The 19,114-nt window shown below is 72.3% G+C and carries 23 protein-coding genes; 15 read left to right on the forward strand and 8 right to left on the reverse strand.

The genetic code is table 11. The features are described from left to right. Window positions 1-36 precede the first annotated feature (36 nt). Complete coding sequence (locus ACLJQE_RS16215) at window positions 37-1,317, forward strand: GrpB family protein (protein ID WP_410640037.1); 1,281 nt, start codon at window positions 37-39, stop codon at window positions 1,315-1,317. Here ACLJQE_RS16215 and ACLJQE_RS16220 read toward each other — a convergent pair. Together ACLJQE_RS16220 and ACLJQE_RS16225 are read right to left on the reverse strand one after the other, a co-directional pair. Beyond that, window positions 1,268-1,927, reverse strand: coding sequence for a TetR family transcriptional regulator (locus ACLJQE_RS16220; RefSeq protein WP_410640038.1), 660 nt, complete (start codon window positions 1,925-1,927; stop codon window positions 1,268-1,270). The genes ACLJQE_RS16215 and ACLJQE_RS16220 overlap by 50 nt on opposite strands. Window positions 1,928-1,952: 25 nt before the next feature. Continuing rightward, on the reverse strand, window positions 1,953-2,366 hold the full coding sequence (locus ACLJQE_RS16225; protein ID WP_410640039.1) for a hypothetical protein: 414 nt from the start codon (window positions 2,364-2,366) through the stop codon (window positions 1,953-1,955). Between the two features lie 133 nt (window positions 2,367-2,499). On the opposite strand from ACLJQE_RS16225, the gene ACLJQE_RS16230 reads away from it, so the two are divergent. Both ACLJQE_RS16230 and ACLJQE_RS16235 read left to right on the forward strand, forming a co-directional pair. Beyond that, window positions 2,500-3,693, forward strand: coding sequence for an endonuclease/exonuclease/phosphatase family protein (locus tag ACLJQE_RS16230; RefSeq protein WP_410640040.1), 1,194 nt, complete (start codon window positions 2,500-2,502; stop codon window positions 3,691-3,693). A gap of 170 nt (window positions 3,694-3,863) precedes the next feature. Beyond that, the gene (locus ACLJQE_RS16235; RefSeq protein ID WP_410640042.1) at window positions 3,864-4,799 is read left to right on the forward strand and encodes a D-2-hydroxyacid dehydrogenase family protein; all 936 of its coding nucleotides are present in this window, start codon (window positions 3,864-3,866) and stop codon (window positions 4,797-4,799) included. 31 nt (window positions 4,800-4,830) lie between these two features. Here the strand turns inward: ACLJQE_RS16235 and ACLJQE_RS16240 are convergent, their stop codons facing one another. The 4 genes from ACLJQE_RS16240 to ACLJQE_RS16255 form a co-directional block, all read right to left on the reverse strand. Continuing rightward, window positions 4,831-5,646 carry a serine hydrolase domain-containing protein gene (locus ACLJQE_RS16240; RefSeq protein ID WP_410640043.1) on the reverse strand — a complete coding sequence of 272 codons (816 nt, stop codon included), beginning with the start codon at window positions 5,644-5,646 and terminating at the stop codon, window positions 4,831-4,833. Window positions 5,647-5,729: 83 nt separating this feature from the next. Continuing rightward, complete coding sequence (locus tag ACLJQE_RS16245; RefSeq protein ID WP_410640044.1) at window positions 5,730-5,996, reverse strand: HPr family phosphocarrier protein; 267 nt, start codon at window positions 5,994-5,996, stop codon at window positions 5,730-5,732. A gap of 38 nt (window positions 5,997-6,034) precedes the next feature. Then, on the reverse strand, window positions 6,035-7,270 hold the full coding sequence (locus ACLJQE_RS16250) for a PTS transporter subunit EIIC (protein WP_410640046.1): 1,236 nt from the start codon (window positions 7,268-7,270) through the stop codon (window positions 6,035-6,037). Continuing rightward, a complete protein-coding gene (locus ACLJQE_RS16255; RefSeq protein ID WP_410640047.1) occupies window positions 7,267-8,055 on the reverse strand; it encodes a GntR family transcriptional regulator in 789 nt (262 codons plus the stop codon). The genes ACLJQE_RS16250 and ACLJQE_RS16255 overlap by 4 nt, the downstream gene beginning before the upstream one ends. Window positions 8,056-8,220: 165 nt before the next feature. Between ACLJQE_RS16255 and ACLJQE_RS16260 the strand changes: the two genes are divergently transcribed. Both ACLJQE_RS16260 and ACLJQE_RS16265 read left to right on the forward strand, forming a co-directional pair. Beyond that, the gene (locus tag ACLJQE_RS16260; RefSeq protein ID WP_410640048.1) at window positions 8,221-8,538 is read left to right on the forward strand and encodes a glucose PTS transporter subunit EIIB; all 318 of its coding nucleotides are present in this window, start codon (window positions 8,221-8,223) and stop codon (window positions 8,536-8,538) included. Beyond that, entirely contained in the window at window positions 8,535-8,990 is a 456-nt protein-coding gene (locus ACLJQE_RS16265) for a PTS glucose transporter subunit IIA (RefSeq protein ID WP_410640049.1), read from the forward strand. Before ACLJQE_RS16260 ends, ACLJQE_RS16265 begins: the two co-directional genes overlap by 4 nt. 70 nt (window positions 8,991-9,060) lie before the next feature. Here ACLJQE_RS16265 and ACLJQE_RS16270 read toward each other — a convergent pair whose 3' ends face one another. Further along, complete coding sequence (locus tag ACLJQE_RS16270) at window positions 9,061-9,498, reverse strand: ubiquinol-cytochrome c reductase iron-sulfur subunit (RefSeq protein ID WP_410640050.1); 438 nt, start codon at window positions 9,496-9,498, stop codon at window positions 9,061-9,063. A gap of 105 nt (window positions 9,499-9,603) precedes the next feature. Here ACLJQE_RS16270 and ACLJQE_RS16275 point away from each other — a divergent pair, with 105 nt between their 5' ends. The 9 genes from ACLJQE_RS16275 (at window position 9,604) to ACLJQE_RS16315 (ending at window position 17,452) form a co-directional block, all read left to right on the forward strand. Then, a complete protein-coding gene (locus ACLJQE_RS16275) occupies window positions 9,604-9,972 on the forward strand; it encodes a hypothetical protein (protein ID WP_410640051.1) in 369 nt (122 codons plus the stop codon). A 9-nt stretch (window positions 9,973-9,981) separates the two neighbouring features. After that, complete coding sequence (locus ACLJQE_RS16280; protein ID WP_410640052.1) at window positions 9,982-10,494, forward strand: sigma-70 family RNA polymerase sigma factor; 513 nt, start codon at window positions 9,982-9,984, stop codon at window positions 10,492-10,494. Continuing rightward, on the forward strand, window positions 10,491-11,132 hold the full coding sequence (locus tag ACLJQE_RS16285) for an anti-sigma factor family protein (RefSeq protein ID WP_410640053.1): 642 nt from the start codon (window positions 10,491-10,493) through the stop codon (window positions 11,130-11,132). The genes ACLJQE_RS16280 and ACLJQE_RS16285 overlap by 4 nt, the downstream gene beginning before the upstream one ends. Window positions 11,133-11,612: 480 nt before the next feature. Further along, window positions 11,613-12,800 (forward strand): chorismate synthase, encoded by a 1,188-nt coding sequence (gene aroC / locus ACLJQE_RS16290; RefSeq protein WP_410640054.1) that lies wholly within the window; start codon window positions 11,613-11,615, stop codon window positions 12,798-12,800. Beyond that, the gene (locus tag ACLJQE_RS16295; RefSeq protein ID WP_410640055.1) at window positions 12,797-13,321 is read left to right on the forward strand and encodes a shikimate kinase; all 525 of its coding nucleotides are present in this window, start codon (window positions 12,797-12,799) and stop codon (window positions 13,319-13,321) included. The genes aroC and ACLJQE_RS16295 overlap by 4 nt, the downstream gene beginning before the upstream one ends. Before the next feature lie 8 nt (window positions 13,322-13,329). After that, the gene (gene aroB, locus ACLJQE_RS16300) at window positions 13,330-14,454 is read left to right on the forward strand and encodes a 3-dehydroquinate synthase (protein ID WP_410640056.1); all 1,125 of its coding nucleotides are present in this window, start codon (window positions 13,330-13,332) and stop codon (window positions 14,452-14,454) included. Beyond that, complete coding sequence (gene aroQ, locus ACLJQE_RS16305) at window positions 14,451-14,882, forward strand: type II 3-dehydroquinate dehydratase (protein ID WP_410640057.1); 432 nt, start codon at window positions 14,451-14,453, stop codon at window positions 14,880-14,882. Before aroB ends, aroQ begins: the two co-directional genes overlap by 4 nt. Then, window positions 14,879-15,790, forward strand: a complete 912-nt coding sequence (locus ACLJQE_RS16310; protein WP_410640058.1) for a GNAT family N-acetyltransferase — start codon at window positions 14,879-14,881, stop codon at window positions 15,788-15,790. Before aroQ ends, ACLJQE_RS16310 begins: the two co-directional genes overlap by 4 nt. A gap of 192 nt (window positions 15,791-15,982) precedes the next feature. Beyond that, complete coding sequence (locus tag ACLJQE_RS16315; RefSeq protein WP_410640059.1) at window positions 15,983-17,452, forward strand: beta-xylosidase; 1,470 nt, start codon at window positions 15,983-15,985, stop codon at window positions 17,450-17,452. Between the two features lie 7 nt (window positions 17,453-17,459). Here the strand turns inward: ACLJQE_RS16315 and ACLJQE_RS16320 are convergent, their stop codons facing one another. Continuing rightward, the gene (locus tag ACLJQE_RS16320) at window positions 17,460-17,933 is read right to left on the reverse strand and encodes a B-4DMT family transporter (RefSeq protein WP_410640060.1); all 474 of its coding nucleotides are present in this window, start codon (window positions 17,931-17,933) and stop codon (window positions 17,460-17,462) included. A 62-nt stretch (window positions 17,934-17,995) separates the two neighbouring features. Between ACLJQE_RS16320 and ACLJQE_RS16325 the strand changes: the two genes are divergently transcribed. Next, window positions 17,996-19,084 carry a M24 family metallopeptidase gene (locus ACLJQE_RS16325; RefSeq protein WP_410640061.1) on the forward strand — a complete coding sequence of 363 codons (1,089 nt, stop codon included), beginning with the start codon at window positions 17,996-17,998 and terminating at the stop codon, window positions 19,082-19,084. Window positions 19,085-19,114 lie beyond the last annotated feature (30 nt).

Here is a 19,114-nt window from a genome sequence, read left to right on the forward strand (position 1 = left end):
ATCTGGCCGACTGCCTTACCGAAGGGGTCTACCGGAATGACCAGCCAAGAAGCGTTGAGCGACGAACAGGTCGAGGGGGCGTGGGTCGGCGAGGCGCCGAAGCTCAACTCGACCGTCACGCTCGCCGACTACGACCCGGAGTGGCCGCGGCTCTTCGAACGCGAAGCCGAGCGGATCCGGGGCGCGCTGGGGGAGCGGGTGCTCGTGCTCGAGCACGTCGGCTCGACGTCGGTGCCGGGGCTGTGCGCCAAGCCGATCGTCGACATCCTGCTGGAGGTACCGGATTCCGGCGACGAGGACGCTTATGTCCCGGCGCTGGAGGCGGCGGGCTACCGGCTCGTCATCCGCGAGCCGGACTGGGAGGAGCACCGCTGCTTCAAGGGCCCGGACACGAACGTCAACCTGCACGTCTACTCGCCGGGCAACGGCCAGACACCGCGGTACCGCCTGTTCCGCGACCGCCTGCGCTCGCACCCGGAGGAGCTCGAGCTGTACGCGGCGAAGAAGCGTGAGCTCGCCGCGAAGACCTGGAAGTACATCCAGAACTACGCCGACGCCAAGACCGAGGTGGTCGAGGAGATCCTCGGCCGCGCGCGGGCGGAGCAGTACGACGGCCACAGCGAGGCCTACGCCGAGCACGCGGAGAAGTCCGTCACCAACGCCTTCTACGACCGGCCGGCGATCCTCGACCTGGCCGGGCCCGTCGACGGGCTGAGCGTGCTCGACGCCGGCTGCGCGGCCGGGCACCTGAGCGCGCTCCTGGCCGAGCGGGGCGCCGACGTCCTCGGCGTCGACTCGAGCGCGGGGATGATCGCCGTCGCGCGCCGGAAGTTCGGCGACGTCGCGCGCTTCGAGGTCGCGGACATCAGCCGCCCGCTCGCGCTGCCGGACGGCTCGATCGACGTCGTCACGGCGTCGCTCGTGCTGCACTACCTGGCGGACTGGGGGCCGACACTGGCCGAGTTCCGCCGGGTCCTCAAACCCGGCGGGGTCCTGGTGTTCTCGGTGCACCACCCGGGCGAGGACTGGCGGTGGTTCGGCAAGGAGAACTACTTCGAGCTCGAGCTGCTGGAAGACGAGTTCCCGCCCGGCCAGGTGGTCCGCTTCCACCGCCGTCCGCTGAGCTGGACGTTCCAGGCGGTCCGCGACGCGGGCTTCGCGGTGGACCGCCTGGTGGAGCCGATGCCGGTCCCGGAGGCCGAGGCCGCCGATCCGAAGTGGACGGCGAACCTGCGGGCCAAGCCGCGGTTCCTGTACTTCCGGGCGGTCAGTCCCGCTTGGCCAGCTCCTGGATCAGGTCGACGATCTCCCGGCTGACCGGGCGGAACACCCGCAGCCGGGAGAGCGCGGCCAGCCGGGCCAGCAGCGGGACGCTGCGCTCGACCAGCAGCCTGCTGCGTTTCGTGCCGGCCGAGCGGTCGTGGACCCAGAACAGCACCACGCCCATCTGGTAGAGCCAGAGCAGCTCCGGCAGCTGGGCGCGCAGCTCGGGGTCGAGCTTGACGTCGGAGCCGTCGACGACCTCGCGCATGAGGCCGATCGACGCCTCGCGGGCGGCCGAGGAGTCGTCGCTGAACGGGCTCAGCGGCGACTCCGGGTCGGCCGCGTTGACGAAGAACTGCGTGCCGAAGCGGTGGTAGGGCTCGGCGATGTCGAGCCAGCACAGCAGCACGGCCTTGAGGCGGGCCGCGAAGCCGGTCTCTCCGGCCAGCAGCGGCCGGGCCGTCGCCAGGTGCTGCCGGGCGATCTCGTCGTAGAAGCCCTGGATCAGCTGTTCCTTGGACGAGAAGTAGTAGTAGGCGTTCCCGACGGAGACACCGGCCTCGGCGGCGATCGCGCGCATCGTCGTGCGGTCGTAGCCGTTCTCGGTGAACAGCCGCATCGCGGTGGTGACGATCAGGGACCGCGTTTCCTCGCTCTTGGCCACGCGCTGCACGTTAGCGCCGCCGCCGTCAGGGCGCGGGGAAGGGCGGGGCCTGCGGCACGCCGGGGTAGGGGTACGGCACCGGCGCGGGCTTCGGGGCCAGGTGGCGGCGCCGGATGCCGTTGAAGACCAGGACGTTGAGCAGGTGCATGACGCCCAGGACGAGCGCCACCGTGCCGATCTTGACCGACAGCATCTCGAAGACTTCGCGGGCAGTGGCGATGTCGGCGCCGCTGGTCAGGAAGAGCGTCACGAAGCCGAGGCTGACCAGGTAGAAGCCGACGACCAGCAGCTGGTTGACGGCGTTGGCCAGACCGGGGCTGTCCGCGAAGACCTCGGTGAGGAAGGTGCGGCCGTGCTTGCTCAGCGTCCGGGCGACGAGCACGGTCAGGGGAATGCTGATCAGCAGGTAGAGGGCGTAGGCGAGGACGATCCGGTCCATGGTTCCTCCAGTTTTGAACGTGTTCAAGAGAGACGGTAGCGGTGTTTTTGAACGCGTTCAAGAGGGCTGGGTCACGTCGTCCGTTCACCTGGTGCTCACCCGGACGGGCGGTTTCCGGCATAGGGTGACCGCCGTGAACCGCATCGCCGCCGGCTTGTCGATCGCCGCGCTCGTCGCTTTGTCCGTCCCCACCACCGCTTCCGCGAGCTTCGGGCAGAATGTCCGCTTCGCGACCTTCAACGCCTCGCTGAACCGCGCCGCCGCCGGGCAGCTCGTCACCGACCTGTCCACGCCGGGCAACGCCCAGGCCCAGGAGGTCGCCGAGGTCGTCCAGCGCAACCGCGCCGACGTCCAGCTGATCAACGAGTTCGACTACGTGCCCGGCAACGCGGCCGCCGACCTGTTCCGGAAGAACTACCTGGCCATCGGGCAGCACGGCGCGAAGCCCATCGACTACCCGTACGCCTACACCGCACCGGTCAACACGGGCGTGCCCACCGGCTTCGACCTCGACCGCAGCGGCACGGTCGGCGGCGGCAACGACGCGCAGGGCTTCGGCGCCTTCGAGGGCCAGTACGGGCTGCTCGTGCTGTCGAAGTACCCGATCGACCTCGCGCACGTGCGGACGTTCCAGCACTTCCTGTGGAAGGACATGCCGGGTGCGCTGCTGCCGGACGACCCGGCCACGCCGGCGCCGCGCGACTGGTACGGCCCCGCCGAGCTGGCGATCCTGCGGCTGTCGTCGAAGTCGCACTGGGACCTGCCGCTGAAGATCGGCCGCTCGACCGTGCACTTCCTGGTCTCGCACCCGACGCCGCCGAGCTTCGACGGCCCGGAGGACCGCAACGGCACCCGCAACCACGACGAGATCCGCTTCTGGGCCGACTACGTGACCCCGGGCAAGGGCGGCTACCTCTACGACGACCGCGGCCGGCGCGGCGGTCTGGGTGCCTCGGAGCGGTTCGTGGTGGCGGGCGACAACAACTCCGACCCGCTCGACGGCGACAGCGTCCCCGGCGCCATCGACCAGCTGCTGCACGCGCGGCGCGTCGTCCCGACGTACCCGGGCAGCCTGGGCGCGGTGCTGGCCGCACAGGACCAGGGCGGCGCGAACGTGGGCCAGCAGAGCAACCCGTTCTTCGACACCGGCGACTTCAACGACGTCGCGCCGGGCAACCTGCGGACGGACTACGTGCTGCCGTCCCAGGGCCTGCGGCCCCGGCACGCCGAGGTGTTCTGGCCGGTGCCGTCCGACCCGCTGTCCCGGCTCAACGACGCCTCGGACCACCACCTGGTCCGGGTGGACGTGTCCGTCCCCCGCGCCTAGCCCCAGCGCCCCAAGGTGGCCTTCGGTGCGTTGAACGCACCGAAGGCCACCTTGGGTGCGTTGAACGCAACCAAGGCCACCTTGGGGCGCTGGCCGGCGGCCAACAGCGTCGCGGGAGATCACAATCCGCGGGGGCGCTGGGTGGCTCGGCGCCGGGCTACGGTGAGGTCATGCGGATCGCGATTCTCGACGACTACCAGGACGTCGCCCTCACCTTCGGTGACTGGGACTCGCTCAAGGCCGACATCACGGTCTTCACCGAGCCCCTGACCGACGTCGTCAAGCAGCTGCAGGGCTTCGAATGCGTTGTCGCGATGCGCGAGCGCACCCGGTTCCCGGCCGAGGTGCTCGACGCCCTCCCCGACCTGAAGCTGCTGGTCAGCACGGGCAAGCGGAACGCGGCCGTCGACGTCGCCGCCGCGCGGCGCAACGGGGTCGTCGTGTCCGCCACCGGGTACATCGGGGAGCCGACCGCCGAGCACACCTGGGCGCTGATCCTCGCCGCGTCGCGGAACCTGCCGCAGGAGTTCCGGTCCATGCGCGAGGGCGGCTGGCAGACCGGCGTCGGCACCATGCTGCACGGCAAGACGCTCGGCCTGCTGGGCCTCGGCAGGCTCGGCGCGGGCGCGGCGAAGATCGGGCAGGTCTTCGGCATGGAGACCATCGCCTGGAGCCAGAACCTGACGCAGGAGAAGGCGGACCCGCACGGCGTCACCGCGGTGACCAAGGACGAGCTGTTCGCGCGCTCGGACGTGCTGTCCATCCACCTGGTGCTCGGCGAGCGCACCCGCGGCCTGGTCGGCGCGGCCGAGCTGGCCGCGATGAAGCCGACCGCGCTGCTGGTGAACACCTCGCGCGGCCCGATCGTCGACGAAGCCGCGTTGGTGGACGCGTTGCGGCGCAAGGAGATTCGCGCCGCCGCGCTGGACGTCTACGACACCGAGCCGTTCCCCGCCGACCATCCACTGCGGACACTCGACAACGCGGTGCTGACCCCGCACATCGGCTTCGTCACCCGGGAGGTCTACGAGATCTTCTACGGCGACGCGGTTGAGGACATCGCGGCCTACCAGGCGGGGGAGCCCATCCGCGTCATGACGGAGTGAAGGAGGTGCGGTTCGCCGGGGAGGACCCGCGTCACGCGCCGAGTTCCGCCAGGACGGCGTCGGTGTAGCGGGGCCAGGCTTCGGCGGCCCACGGGCCGAAGGCGCGGTCGGTGAGGGCGACGCAGGCCGCGCCTGCGCTGGGGTCGACCCAGAGGAACGTGCCCGACTGGCCGAAGTGGCCGAACGTCCGCGGCGAGCTGCGTGCGCCGGTCCAGTGCGGGCTCTTGTGGTCGCGGATCTCGAAGCCGAGTCCCCAGTCGTTGGGCTTCTGGTGCCCGAAGCCGGGCAGCACGCCGGAAAGGCCGGGGAACACGACGTTCGTCGCTTCGGCCACGGTGGCCGGGTCCAGCAGCTTGGGGGCCTGCAGCTCGGCGGCGAAGGCGGCCAGATCGTCCACAGTGGACACCGCGCCGGCCGCGGGCGAGCCCTCCAGCGCCGTCGAAGTCATGCCGAGCGGCGCGAACAGCGCCTCCGCCTGGTACTGCGCGAAGGGGATGCCGGAGTGCTCGGCCAGCGCGTCGGCCAGCTGCTCGAACCCGGCGTTGGAGTACAGGCGCCGCGTGCCCGGCGCGGCCATCGCCTTGTGCGCGTCGAAGGCGAGCCCGGAGATGTGGGCCAGCAGGTGCCGCACGGTCGAGCCCTCGGGCCCGGCCGGCGTGTCGAGCTCGACGACGCCCTCCTCGACCGCGATGAGCGCGGCGTAGGCGGTCAGCGGCTTGGAGACCGAGGCCAGCCGGAACTTCCGCGCCGGGTCGCCGTGGCGGCCGGCGACGCTCCCGTCCGCCGTCACCACGGCCGTCGCGGCGTTGTCCACGGGCCACTCGTCGATCAGGCGCACGCTCTCCATGCGGCCAGCCTACGAAACGCCGCGAAGGCCTTCGCACCGGCTGTCGGGGAGCCGGTGCGAAGGCCTTCGCAAGGGGGTGTTCGTCAGGCGTCGAGGTCGGTGGCGACCAGCTGGGCGACCGCTTCCACGGCCTCCTCGGCGCCCTCGCCCTCGGCGCTGATGACGACCTCGTCGCCGTAGCCGGCGGCCAGTGTCATCAGGTTGAGCACGCTGCCGGCGGCCACCGGGTTCCCGCCGGCCTTGGCGATCTGCACCGGGACGGGCTGCGCCGCGGCCGCCTTCGCCACCAGCGCGGCCGGCCGGGCGTGCAGCCCCACCTTGCTGGCCACGGCGACGCGTTTCTCCGGCATGTTCGTCCTCTCGCTACGGGGTTTCGTCGGGTCGGATGTTACGCGGCGGCGGTGCGGTCGAGGTCGGCTTCGATCGAGTCGTCCTCGCGGCCCGGCGTGCGCAGGTTCCACTTGGTGATCGCGAAGCGGAACACCACGTAGTAGATCACCGCGTAGACGAGCCCGATCGGGATCAGCAGCCACGGCTTCTGCGCCGCCGGGGCGCCGAAGTTGAGCAGGTAGTCGATCGCGCCCGCCGAGAAGTTGAAGCTCTGGTGGATGTCCAGCGCGTTGCAGATCGCCAGCGAGGTGCCGGTCATGATCGCGTGGAACAGATACAGCGGCCACGCGACGAACATGAACGAGAACTCGATCGGCTCGGTGACACCGGTGAGGAAGGAGGTCAGCGCACCGGCGATCATCACGCCGCCGACGACCTTCTTCTGCGCCGGGCGGGCCGTCTGCCAGATGGCGAGGGCGGCGGCGGGCAGCGCGAACATGAAGATCGGGAAGAAGCCGGTGGTGAACGCACCCGCCGACATCTTGCCCGCGACGAAGTTGTTGATGTCGCCGCCGTCGAAGATGAACCAGACGGGGACGTTCAGCAGCTGGTGCAGACCGACCGGGATGAGCAGGCGGTTCAGCGCGCCGTAGATGCCGCCACCGACGATCGGGGAGGCGGTGACCGCGTCGCCGGCGGCCTCGATGCCGCTGTTGACCCAGTGGAAGACCAGGCCGAAGAGCACGCCGAGGATCACCATGACGCCCGCGGTGATGATCGGCACGAAGCGGCGGCCGCCGAAGAACGCCAGGTAGGCGGGCAGCTTGATGCGGTGGTACTTCTGCCACAGCAACGCCGCCACGACGCCGACCACGACACCGGCGAGCACCGAGTACGGCCACTTGATCGGCGCCAGCTCGGTCGCGCCCGCCTTGTAGCCGGGCAGGTCGCTCAGCGGCGCGAACACCTGGACGACGGAGCTGAAGACGAAGAAGCCGACGACCGCCGCGACGGCGGTCGAGCCGTCGCCCTTCTTGGCGAAGCCGACGGCGATGCCGACCGCGAACAGCAGCGGCAGCCAGTTGAACAGTGTGCCGCCCGCGGCGCCCAGCACCGAGGCGACCTTGTTCCAGCCGAGGCCGTCCTTGCCGAGCATGTCGTCCTGCCCGAACCGGAGCAGGATGCCCGCCGCCGGGAGCACGGCGATGGGGAGCATGAGGCTACGGCCGAAGCGCTGAAGACCGGCGAGACCGCTGCCGCTCTTCTTCGCCCCCTCCGCGGTGGTGGAGCTCATCTGGATCCTCCATAGTGGGGTGGTTGACCGGGTTCCGGGGTGTTCCGGTCCAACTGCATGGTCACCTGGTAGTGATCTCCCCGGTACCAGGACGTGATGTCTTCGATGGGGTCGCCGCCTGCGCGGGAGACCCGCCGGAACACGAGCAGCGGGCTGCCGGCACGCATGCCGAGCAGCCGCGCGGTCTCGCGGTCCGCGCCTTCGGCCCAGACCGTCTGCCACGCCTGGTCGGGACGCACACCGTACGTCTCGGCCAGCTGCGCGTAGATGGACTGGGTCAGGTCGAGCCCGAGCAGGCCGGGGGCCCGGCCCGCGTGGTACCAGCCGCGCTCGACGGCCAGTGGCACGCCGTCGGCGTGGCGCAACCGCACCAGGTGGTGCGCGGACGCACCCTCGGCCAGGCCGAGGGCGTGTGCCGAGGCGGTGGGCGGCACCGCGGTGGCCGCCGAGACCACCTCGGTCGTCGGGGTCAGCCCCCGCCTCCGCATGTCGTCGGTGAACGACATCAGGTAGAGCTGCAGCTCCATCCGCCGGGCCGCGGTGAACGTGCCCTTGCCGCGGACCCGGGCGAGCAGGCCCTCCTCGACCAGCTTGCCGATCGCCGACCGGACCGTGAGCCGCGACACGCCGTAGCGCTGGGCCAGCTCGCGTTCCGACGGGATCGGCGCACCCGGCGGGAGCTCGCGCTCCACCGTGCGGCGGAGGATCTCCCGCAGCTGGGCGTGCTTGGGCGTGGGCCCGTTGACGACCCGGTCGGGTGGCGGGACGTGCGCGGCCGCGCTCATCGGCGTCACCCTCCTCGTTCTCGCTTCACCGGGGGACCGGTGCTCGCGTCCGGTCCGGAACATTGGTACGTTCCGGTCTAGACCAATGATCTGATGGGGCAGGATGCTCCGCCGCGCGGACGGGTGTCAACCACCGTTATCCGTTCGTGGCCCGCGGCGGGGTGCATGCCGACGATCGGCGTAGTACAGGTGGACACGCGGTTCGCGTCAGGTTGGGAACAAACAGTGAGCAAGGAGACCGCGATGGCGGATGACAGGCCCGAAAAGATCCTCGCGGCACTCGGCGGCGCGGGCAACCTCACCGAGGTCGAGGGCTGCATCACGCGGCTGCGCTGCGAGGTCGAGGACATGAGTCTCGTCAACGAGGGCGCGCTGAAGAAGGCCGGTGCGATGGGCGTGGTCAAGATGGGGTCGACGGCCCTGCAGGTGATCGTCGGGCCGGAGGCGGACACCATCGCCAGCGACATCGAGGACCTGCTGTGACGTTCGACATCCTCAGCCCGGTCGCCGGGCGCGTGGTGCCGATCACCGAGGTCCCCGACCCGGTGTTCGCGCAGGCCATGGTGGGCCCGGGCATCGCGGTGCAGCCCGCGGGTGGCCGGTCGGACGCGGTCGCGCCGGTCGACGGCACGGTGGCGACGCTGCACCCGCACGCCTACGTCGTCGCGACCGAGGACGGCAAGGCCGTGCTGGTCCACCTGGGCATCGACACGGTCAAGGAGAAGGGCGAGGGCTTCACGCTGCACGTCGTCAAGGGCGAGCAGGTGCGGGCCGGCCAGCCGATCGTCAGCTGGGACCCCGAGGCGGTGACCGCGGCGGGCTACTCGGCGATCGTCCCGGTCGTCGCGCTGGACGCGTCGGCGGAGGTTTTGTCCGGTTTGGACACCGAGCGCGAAGTCGCCGCCGGCGACCGGTTGTTCGCCTGGGACGCCTGAGTCCTCCGTGGCACGCGAACGGGCCCTGGTGGACGGTGATCCACCAGGGCCCGTTCCCGCGTCCGGCTCGTCAGCCGGTGACGACCTGCCCGTTCTCGACCTTGACCGGCACGCTCGGCAGCGGCTTGTTCGCCGGGCCCTGCTTGACCTCGCCGGTGAGCGCGTTGAACACCGAGTTGTGGCACGGGCAGACCAGGTCGGCGCCCTTCGGGGTGACCGTGCAGCCCTGGTGCGTGCACACGGCGCTGAACGCGGCGGCGGCCGAGTCGGACGTCCGGACCACGATCACGTCGGAACCGTCCGGGGCCTTCGCCGCCTTCGCCTCCCCGACCGGGACCTCGGCGAGCGCGACCAGCGGCGTTCCGGCGGCGATCGGGGCCTGCGCGGTGCCCGATTTGCCGTTCGGCTCCGACGAGCAGGCGGTGAGGGCGACGGCGCCGACGGCGGCACCGGCGACGGCGGCACCCGTGGACAGGACGGTGCGGCGGGAGTGCAGTTCGGCTGTCATGCCCCAAGTAACGAGATCGCCACCCGTTCGGTTCAATTCCCGGTGAACCGGATCGCCCCCTGCTCCGTGTATGTACCGGAGTGGGTGTGGAGTGGAGGAACGATCATGGTGAACTGGGTTCTACGCATCGTCGTGGCGGCCGCGCTGCTCGGCTCGGCGGGCGTGCACTACTTCTTGTGGACGCAGGACTACCCCGGACTGACCGGGACGCTGTTCCTGCTCGACGCGATCGCCGGGCTGGTGCTGGCCATCGCGGTCCTCGCGTGGCGGCACTGGCTGCCCGCGCTGGGCGCGGTCGGCTTCGGGGCGCTGACGCTCGGCGCGTACGTGCTGGCCGCGACGGTCGGGTTCATGGGCAACCACGACCAGTTCAACAGCCAGCCGGAGTACTGGGGCGTCATCACCGAGGCGGTTTGCATCGTGGGTGGCCTCGCGCTGCTGTTCGTGAAGGACCGGCGCCGCGCGGCGGCCTGAGGCCGTCCGGTGAAGGACGTCGCCGAAGAGGCGCTCATGCGCGCGCTGCACGAGGAACACGCGGCCGCGCTGTGGTCCTACGCCCTGCACCTGACCTCCGGTGACCGGATCCGGGCCGAGGACGTCGTCCAGGAGACGCTGCTGCGGGCCTGGCGGTCGCCGTCGGTGCTGGACCAGTCGCAGGGCTCGGCGCGGGCGTGGCTGTTCACCGTCGCCCGGCGGATCGCCATCGACGGCTGGCGGTCGGCGTCGGCCCGGTCGGAGGTGACGACCGACCGGCCGCCGGACCGCGTGGTCGCCGACGGCAGCGACCGCGCGGTGCAGGGCTGGCTGGTCGCCGAGGCGCTGGCCGAATTGTCGGAACGGCACCGCCAGGTGTTGCTGCTGTGCTACTTCCAGGGCTATTCGGTCGCCGACGCGGCGCTGAAGCTGGGCGTGGCCGAAGGGACGGTCAAGTCGCGCACGCACTACGCGTTGCGCGCGCTTCGCCTGGTGCTCGAGGAGAGGGGAGTGACCCAGTGAGCGAGGACCCCTTCGCGGCGTTCGACGCCGCGTACGTGCTGGGGGCGCTCGCCCCCGAGGACCGGCAGCGCTTCGAGGAGCACCTGCGGACGTGCGACCGGTGCGCGGCTTCGGTCCGCGAGCTGGCGGGCCTGCCCGGGCTGCTGGCCAGGGTCGACGCCCCGACGGCCGTTCCGGACGCCGGACCGCCCCCGCCGGACCTGCTGCCGTCGGTGCTCCGCCGCGTCCGGCGCGGCCGCCGGATCCGGTTCGCGGTGACGACGGGGTCGGTGGCGGTGGCGGTGGCGGCCTGCGTCGCCTTGGGCGTGGTGACGGCCTGGCCGTCGCCGGCTTCACCCCCTTCGGTGGCGATGACGGCGCTGGGCCAGTTCCCGGTCCGCGCGGACGCCCGCCTGGCGGCGTTCGACTGGGGCACGCAGGTCGACATGTCGTGCAGCTACACGGGCGGCCGCAGCGGCGGCGAGTACCTCCTCGTGGCGATCTCGCGGTCCGGCGCCGAGACGCAGCTGGCCACGTGGAAGGCGGTCCCGGACAACACCGCCCGCCTGTCCATCGGCACGGCGCTCAAGACACCGGACCTGGCCGCCCTGGAGATCCGCTTGGCCACCGGCCTGCCCCTGCTCCGGCTGACCCTGTGAGACCGGTGGCTCATCCGGACCGCAGGGGGCCCCGGATGAGCCACCCACCCCATCACCCAAGTCCCACCCCCCATCACCCAAGTCCCGCCCCCAGTCACGCGAGTTCCGCCCCCAGTCACGCGAGTTCCGCTCCCAATCACGCGAGTTCCGGCCTCAGTCACGCGAGTTCCGCCTCCAGTCACGCTGGTCGACCCTCTGGGTACGCGGGCCGACGCTCTGGGTACGCGGGCCGACCGTCCGGGTGCGCGAGTCGACTCTTGAATCACGCGAGTCGACTCTGCAGTCACGTGGGCCGACCCTCCGGGCACGCGAACCGACCGTCCCGGCACGCCGGCCGACCCTTCCGCCGCCCTCACCGTCGCCCTGGCCGCCGTCGGCGTGACCGGCGCCACGCGCTCTTCGGCCGCGTGCGTTCTTGCCCCGTGCGGATGACCGGAGGCGTGTCCCGGCCCGCGGCGCGTCCGTGACAGGATTGAGCCCATGTTGCGCTGGATCACCGCAGGTGAATCGCACGGACCCGCGCTGGCCGCCGTGCTCGAAGGGATGCCCGCGGGCGTTGCCGTCACCACCGCCGACGTCACCGAGCAGCTGGCCCGGCGGCGCCTCGGCTTCGGCCGCAGCCCGCGGATGGGCTTCGAGACCGACCACATCGAGTTCCTCGGCGGCGTCCGCCACGGCCTCACCCAGGGCGGCCCGGTCGCGGTGCAGATCGAGAACGCCGAGTGGCCCAAGTGGGAGCAGGTCATGGCGGCCGACCCGGTCGACCCCCAGATCCTCGAAGGTCTCGCGCGCAACGAACCGCTCACCCGTCCCCGCCCCGGCCACGCGGACCTGCCCGGCATGCAGAAGTACGGCTTCGACGAGGCCCGTCCCGTCCTCGAGCGCGCGAGTGCCCGCGAGACGGCGTCGCGGACCGCGCTCGGCACCGTCGCGCGCAACTTCCTCAAGCAGCTGCTCGGCGTCGAAATCCTCAGCCACGTCGTCTCGATCGGCGGTGCCGACGCGCCCGAAGGCCCGCTGCCCGTCGCCGCCGACCTGCCGTCCATCGACGAGAGCCCGGTTCGCGCCTTCAGTCAGGAGGGCACGGACGCGATGGTCGCCGAGGTCGACGCCGTGCGGAAGGCGGGCGACACCGTCGGTGGCGTGATCGAGGTCCTCGCCTACGGCCTCCCGCCGGGCCTGGGCTCCCACGTCCACTGGGACCGACGGCTCGACGCGCGGCTGGCCGGCGCGCTCATGGGCGTCCAGGCGATGAAGGGCGTCGAGGTCGGTGACGGCTTCACGACCGCACGCCGCTGGGGCAGCCAGGCGCACGACGAGATCGACCGCGGCACCGGCCCGGTCGGCGTCACCCGCCGGTCCAACCGCGCGGGCGGCCTGGAAGGTGGCATCACCAACGGCGAGCCGCTGCGCGTCCGCGTGGCCATGAAGCCGATTTCGACCGTCCCCAAAGCACTGTCCACAGTAGACGTCAAGACCGGTGAGCCCGCGGTGGCCATCCACCAGCGGTCCGACGTCTGCGCGGTGCCCCGCGCCGGGGTCGTGCTGGAATCGGTGGTGGCGCTGATCCTCGCCGACGCCGCGCTCGAGAAGTTCGGCGGCGACTCGCTCGCCGAGAGCAAGCGCAACGCCGAGGCTTACCTCAAGGCCCTCGAGGAGCGGTGGTGAGTCCGCGCGCGGTGATCGTCGGGCCGCCCGGCTCGGGCAAGAGCACGGTCGGGCCGCTGCTGGCGGCCGCCCTCGGCGTCACGTTCCGGGACAGTGACGACGACATCGTCGCGCGCACCGGGCGCAGCATCTCCGACATCTTCGCGGAAGACGGGGAACCCGCCTTCCGCGCGCTGGAAGAAGAAGCGGTCGCCACGGCGCTGGCGGAGCACGACGGCGTACTTTCCCTCGGCGGCGGGGCGCCGCTCACGCCCGGCACGCGGGCGCGGCTGGCCGAGCACACCGTCGTGTTCCTCAACGTCGGCCTGGCCGCGGGGGTGCAGCGCACCGGGCTGTCCTCCGCACGGCCGCTGCTGGCCGGGGTGAACCCCCGCGCCACCTTCAAGAAACTGCTCGACGAGCGGGTACCCGTCTACCGCGCGGTCGCCACCGTCGAGATCGTCACCGACGACCGGACGCCCCCCGACATCGTCGCGCACCTCGTGGCGGAGCTCGCCGCTCCCGCCGAAGCCAAGGAGTGAGTTTCCCCGTGTCCGAACCGGCGCAGTCCGATCCGGTGCGCATCCCGGTCGCCACCGCCCAGCCCTACGACGTCGTGGTCGGGCGCGGCCTGCTCGGCGACCTCGCCGAGCACCTGGCCGGCGCTTCGAAGATCGCGCTGATCCACCCGCCGACGCTGACCGCCACGGCCGAGGCCGTCCGCGACGAGCTGACCGCGGCGGGCCTCGACGCCCACCGCGTCGAGATCCCGGACGCCGAGGACGGCAAGGCGCTGACCGTCGCGGGCTTCTGCTGGGAGGTGCTCGGCCGGATCGGGCTGGACCGCCGCGGCGCCGTGGTCGGCCTCGGCGGCGGCGCGGTCACCGACCTCGCCGGGTTCGTCGCGGGCACGTGGATGCGCGGGGTCCGGCTGGTCAACGTGCCGACGACGCTGCTGGGCATGGTCGACGCCTCGGTCGGCGGCAAGACCGGCATCAACACCGAGGCCGGCAAGAACCTCGTCGGGGTGTTCCACGAGCCGAGCGCGGTCTTCGTCGACCTCGCGACGCTGGAGACGCTCCCGCGCAACGAGCTCGTCGCCGGGATGGCCGAGGTCGTCAAGACCGGCTTCATCGCCGATCCGCGGATCCTCGAGCTGATCGAGGCCGACCCGGCGGGTGCGCTCGACCCGGCCGGCGACGTCCTGGCCGAGCTGGTCCGGCGGTCGATCCGGGTGAAGGCCGGCGTCGTGGCCGCCGACCTGCGCGAGTCCGACCTGCGCGAGATCCTCAACTACGGCCACACCCTCGGCCACGCCATCGAGCGCCGCGAGCGGTACCGGTGGCGGCACGGCGCCGCGGTCAGCGTCGGACTGGTGTTCGCCGCCGAGCTGGCCCGGCTGGCCGGGCGGCTCGACGACGCCACGGCCGAGCGCCACGCTTCGGTGCTGAAGCTGATCGGCCTGCCGACGACGTACGACGCCGACGCGCTGCCGCAGCTGCTGGACACCATGAAGGGCGACAAGAAGACCCGATCCGGGGCGCTGCGGTTCGTCGTCCTCGACGGCCTCGCCAGGCCCGGCCGGCTGGAGGGCCCGGACCCGGCGCTGCTCGCGGCCGCGTACTCGGCGATCGCGGCGGAGGCGAAGAGCAGCAGCGGGAGCGTTCTGCTGTGAAGGCGTTCGTGTTCAACGGACCCAACCTCGGCCGGCTCGGCAAGCGCGAGCCGTCGGTCTACGGTTCGACCACCCACGACGACCTCGCGGCGCTGTGCGTCAAGGCCGGCGACGAGCTGGGGATCGAGGTCGAGGTCCGCCAGACCGACCACGAGGGCGAGCTGGTCGGCTGGCTGCACGAAGCCGCCGACGGCGGCCACCCGGTGGTCCTCAACGCCGGCGCGTGGACGCACTACTCGATCGCGGTGCGCGACGCCGCGGCGCAGCTGACCGCGCCGCTGATCGAGCTGCACATTTCGAACGTGCACAAGCGGGAGGAATTCCGGCACCACAGCGTGCTGTCGGACATCGCGACGGCCGTGATCGCGGGCCTCGGCGTGGACGGCTACCCGCTCGCCCTGCGCTGGCTCGCCACCCACGCGGGATGACCCTGCCCGCGCTGAGCACTCCGCGGCTGACGCTGCGGCCGCTGGCCGGGACCGACCGCGAAGCCGTGGTGAAGGTGTTCGCCGACCCGGAGATGAGCCGGTACTTCGCCGCGGACTTCGCCGACCCGGCCGTGGCGGGCGCGATGGTGGACCGCCGCCTGGCCTACCGCGGCCCGGCCGGCCAGGGCCACTGGGTGATCGAGCGCGACGGCGAGGTGATCGGCGTCGCGCACCTGCGTCCGTCGTCGGAGCTGCCGGGCGGGGTGGCCGAGCTGGGTTATTACGTGGCGAGCGCGCACGCGGGGCAGGGCCTGGCCACCGAGGCCGTCCGGGCGGTGCTGGACCACGGGCTCGGCACGCTCGGCCTCCCGGCGGTGTGGGCGCTGGTCCACGAGCGGAACGCGGCGAGCCGGAAGGTGGCCGGGCGCCTGGGTTTCCTCGACGTCGGCAGCGGCGTGCACTACGGCGACCTGCACCGCGTGCTGGTGGCGCTGCCCGCGGTGCACGGGCGGCCGCACCACATCGAGCTGTGGGTGCCGGACCTCGCCGGAGCCGAGCGCAGCTGGGGCTGGCTGCTCGGCGAGCTCGGCTGGCGCGAGTTCCAGCGCTGGCCGGCGGGAGTCAGCTGGCGGCTCGGCGGCACGTACCTGGTGGTCGAAGCTTCACCGGCACTGGGCGCGGCGGACCACGACCGCACGCGGCCGGGCCTGAACCACCTGGCGCTGCACGTGGGAAGCCGGGCACAGGTCGATGAGCTGGCCGAGCGCGCGGCCGACCACGGGTGGCGACCGTTGTTCGCGGACCGGTACCCGTACGCGGGCGGGCCCGCGCACTACGCGGCGTACCTGGAGAACGAGGCCGGGTTCGAGGTCGAACTGGTTGCCGTGGCCGGGCCGCCGGTGTCATGAACGGCTCTTCATGGCGTCCGACGTCACGAAGAGTCGTTCATGACGTTCGGAGCCGCGGCAGCATCGAACAGGAGCGCGCTCGCTCGGACGGGTGAGGGTCGCTCGGACGGGTGAGGTCCCTCGCTACACTCCGATGCCGTGCACCCGTTTCGTCGTGGGGGTCGGCGACCCGCTCGTGCCTTCCTCGCCAGTGTGCTGGCGGGGCTGGTGCTCGCGGGCTGTACCCAGGGTTACGCCCAACCCCAGGCGGCGGGGGAGCAGCCGGCGATCGCGGGCGGGAAGACCGCCGCGCCGCCGCGGCCCACCGACGTCAAACTCGCTTCGGGTGACCCCCGGCAGAGTGGCGGTGTCATCGCCGCCGGTGGGGCCGATGCCGTCTACAACTACGGTCCGTCCGTGATGCTCGACCGGGGGCAGACCCGGATGTGGTGGTGCAGCCAGTACGGGGGTGCCGGGCCCGCCGGGGACGACATCCTCTACGCACAGGCGCAGTCGCTGGACGGGCCGTTCGCCGGGCCCGGGGGCGGGATCCCCGCCGCCGTGTTCTCCGGGGCGCCCGGGCAGTTCGACGGCATGCACACCTGCGATCCGTCCGTGCTGCGCGTCGGCTCGACGTACTACCTGTACTACACCGGCGCGGCCGGGGACCACGCGCTCGGCAACTCGATCGGGCTCGCGACCAGCACCGACGGGATCCACTGGACCCGCGCGGCCGGCGGGCGGCCGATCCTCGGGCCGTCGCACGACGTGCACCGCGCGAACGTCTACGGCGCCGGGCAACCGTCGGTCGTCCACCTCGACGGCTGGTTCTACCTGATGTTCACCGACACCACCGGCCGCGCCGCGGGCACCAACGGCGCGGGGCAGTTCGTGCTCCGCTCGCGCGACCCGGCGTTCGGGTCGGGTGTGCAGGCCCTGGACGTCGGCGGGTTCGTGCCGGTGGCGTCGACCTCGGCGCCGCGGGCCCGGTCGGTCGTCGACGGGTTCAGCGCGGACCTGATGTGGGTGGGCGCGCTCGCCGCGTTCGTCGTCGCGCACGAGACCGACGGCGGGACGACGCTGACGTTCTGGACCGCGGACTTCACCGAGCACCCGTTCCAGCCCGTGGTCGTGCCCGGTCCGTGGCGGGAAGGGCCGGGACTGGTGCGCCGCGCCGACGGGCACGCGCCCCTGTCGTCGGCCGGCCCGTGCGACCGGGTGCCGTTCGACCTCGTGCGCGCGACCGGCCTCGGCGGCGCCGGCGCCCCCACCGACCTGCGGCACTTCGGGCTGGACCTGCTGGGCACCCAGGCCTGCGCGAACCCCGACCGGGTGGCCGCGACGTTCGACGGGGTCACGATGCCGTCGCCGGAGCGGACGATGGACCTGGTCCGCGCGGGGCAGCGGGTCCGCATCGACCGGCGCGCGGTCGCCGCGGCCCTGGCGGGCGAGCTGCTGGAGAAGGCGCCGCCGGAGGTGGCGGTCCTGCCGGTGACGGCCCGGCTGCGCTCGGGGGCCGAGGCGGTCCAGGCGCCGGGCCGCGGGCTCGCGATGGTCCTCGACGACCACCGGCTGTGGCCGATCCCGGACCCGCTGGTCGCGGCGGGCAACGCGTCGGCACCGCACCCGGTGACCGATGCCCGGTGGGACGGTTACCGGCCGGGTCCCGCACTGGCCGGGTGAAGCGGGGTTACCCGCGGGGTTCCTGAAGCCGCCGAGGCCGCCGAGGCCGTGGCGAAGGCGTCTCCCGCGGCTCGTCCTCCTCGACCGGCCGGGGACGGCTGATCCGCCCTCCGACGAACAGCCCCAGCCCGGCCGGGACCAGCACCAGCAGCGCCGAGAACGCCGCTCCGCCGGTGAGGGCGCCGCCCAGTTCCGAGACCCCCGTCTGGTCGACGAACACCGCGCGTCCGATCACGTACAGGATGCCCGAGACGACCCCCGCCACCAGCGCCGCGATGAACCACGCCCGGCCGCCGTCGGGGACCCCTCGCCAGGCGTCGAGTGCCGCCCACAGCGCCGCCGCGCCGACCAGGACCGCCAACGTCAGCGACACCGCCAGGGTCTGCTCGGTCGGGTGGTACACGGCGTACTTGGCCAGCAGGGTCAACGCCACGCCGTGCAGCACCGCCATCACCAGTCCGCGGATCACCCAGGTGCTCATCCTGCGGAGTGTAGGCCGCCTACTGGCGAGTCACTGAGCCACCGAGGAACTAGGCTGGCCGGGTGCCCGAAACCCATGGACGACGTCGTGCCGCGCTGCGCGGGCTCCTGACCGGTGCCGGTGTCGATGCGCTGCTGGTCACCGATCTGCTCAACATCCGCTACCTGACCGGGTTCACCGGTTCGAACGCCGCCGTGCTCCTGCACGCCGGCGGCGACGACAAGACGCTCTTCTGCACCGACGGCCGCTACACCACCCAGTCGGCCGCCGAGGTGCCCGATCTCGAAACCGTCGTCGACCGGGCCAGTGCCGCCGCCCTCGTCGCCCGGGTCGCCGAGGACACCGGGACCTACGGGCGGCTGGGGTTCGAGAGCCAGCACGTCAGCGTCGAGACCTATGAAGCCCTCCGGCAGCGGGTGCCCCTGAAGCGGACCCCCGGCCTGGTCGAGCAGCTGCGCGAGGTCAAGGACGAAGCCGAGATCGAGGCGCTGCGCCAGGCGTGCGCCGCCGCCGACCGGGCGCTGGACGACCTGGTCGCCGCCGGGGGGCTGCGGCCCGGGCGGACCGAGCTGGAAATCGCCCGTGACCTGGAGAACCGGATGCTGGAGCACGGCTCGTCCGCACCCAGCTTCGCCTCCATCGTCGCGGCCGGCGCGCACTCGGCGATCCCGCACCACCAGCCGACGCACGCCGAGCTCAAGCGCGGTGACTTCGTCAAGCTGGACTTCGGCGCCACCGTCGACGGCTACCACTCCGACATGACCCGCACCTTCGTCCTCGGCGAACCCGCGGACTGGCAGCGGGAGGTCTACGCGCTCGTGCACGCGGCCCAGGCGGCCGGGGTCGCCGCCGTCGTGCCGGGCACCGAGGTGTCCGATGTGGACGCCGCGGCCCGGACGGTGATCGCGGACGCGGGCCACGGCGAGCACTTCGCGCACGGCCTCGGGCACGGCGTCGGCCTGCAGATCCACGAGGCGCCCAGCTTCGCCGCGACGGGCGTCGGTACACTGGCCGCCGGTATGGCGGTCACCGTCGAGCCCGGCGTGTACCTGGCGGGGCGCGGTGGCGTGCGCATCGAGGACACGCTCGTCGTGCGGGCTGGGGAGCCCGAACTCCTCACCCTGAGCACCAAGAACCTCGTGGTCGTCTGACAGCGGCCCGAACCCGAAGATTCGACACAG

Source organism: Amycolatopsis sp. lyj-346, assembly GCF_046548975.1.
Lineage (GTDB): Bacteria > Actinomycetota > Actinomycetes > Mycobacteriales > Pseudonocardiaceae > Amycolatopsis.

Bases quoted from the DNA above. Each gene is read 5' to 3' on its own strand.
- ACLJQE_RS16215 (WP_410640037.1), top strand. From the start codon at position 37: ATGACCAGCCAAGAAGCGTTGAGCGACGAACAGGTCGAGGGGGCGTGG.
- ACLJQE_RS16225 (WP_410640039.1), bottom strand. From the start codon at position 2,366: ATGGACCGGATCGTCCTCGCCTACGCCCTCTACCTGCTGATCAGCATT.
- ACLJQE_RS16235 (WP_410640042.1), top strand. From the start codon at position 3,864: ATGCGGATCGCGATTCTCGACGACTACCAGGACGTCGCCCTCACCTTC.
- ACLJQE_RS16240 (WP_410640043.1), bottom strand. From the start codon at position 5,646: ATGGAGAGCGTGCGCCTGATCGACGAGTGGCCCGTGGACAACGCCGCG.
- ACLJQE_RS16245 (WP_410640044.1), bottom strand. From the start codon at position 5,996: ATGCCGGAGAAACGCGTCGCCGTGGCCAGCAAGGTGGGGCTGCACGCC.
- ACLJQE_RS16250 (WP_410640046.1), bottom strand. From the start codon at position 7,270: ATGAGCTCCACCACCGCGGAGGGGGCGAAGAAGAGCGGCAGCGGTCTC.
- ACLJQE_RS16255 (WP_410640047.1), bottom strand. From the start codon at position 8,055: ATGAGCGCGGCCGCGCACGTCCCGCCACCCGACCGGGTCGTCAACGGG.
- ACLJQE_RS16260 (WP_410640048.1), top strand. From the start codon at position 8,221: ATGCCGACGATCGGCGTAGTACAGGTGGACACGCGGTTCGCGTCAGGT.
- ACLJQE_RS16270 (WP_410640050.1), bottom strand. From the start codon at position 9,498: ATGACAGCCGAACTGCACTCCCGCCGCACCGTCCTGTCCACGGGTGCC.
- ACLJQE_RS16275 (WP_410640051.1), top strand. From the start codon at position 9,604: ATGGTGAACTGGGTTCTACGCATCGTCGTGGCGGCCGCGCTGCTCGGC.
- aroC (WP_410640054.1), top strand. From the start codon at position 11,613: ATGTTGCGCTGGATCACCGCAGGTGAATCGCACGGACCCGCGCTGGCC.
- ACLJQE_RS16310 (WP_410640058.1), top strand. From the start codon at position 14,879: ATGACCCTGCCCGCGCTGAGCACTCCGCGGCTGACGCTGCGGCCGCTG.
- ACLJQE_RS16320 (WP_410640060.1), bottom strand. From the start codon at position 17,933: ATGAGCACCTGGGTGATCCGCGGACTGGTGATGGCGGTGCTGCACGGC.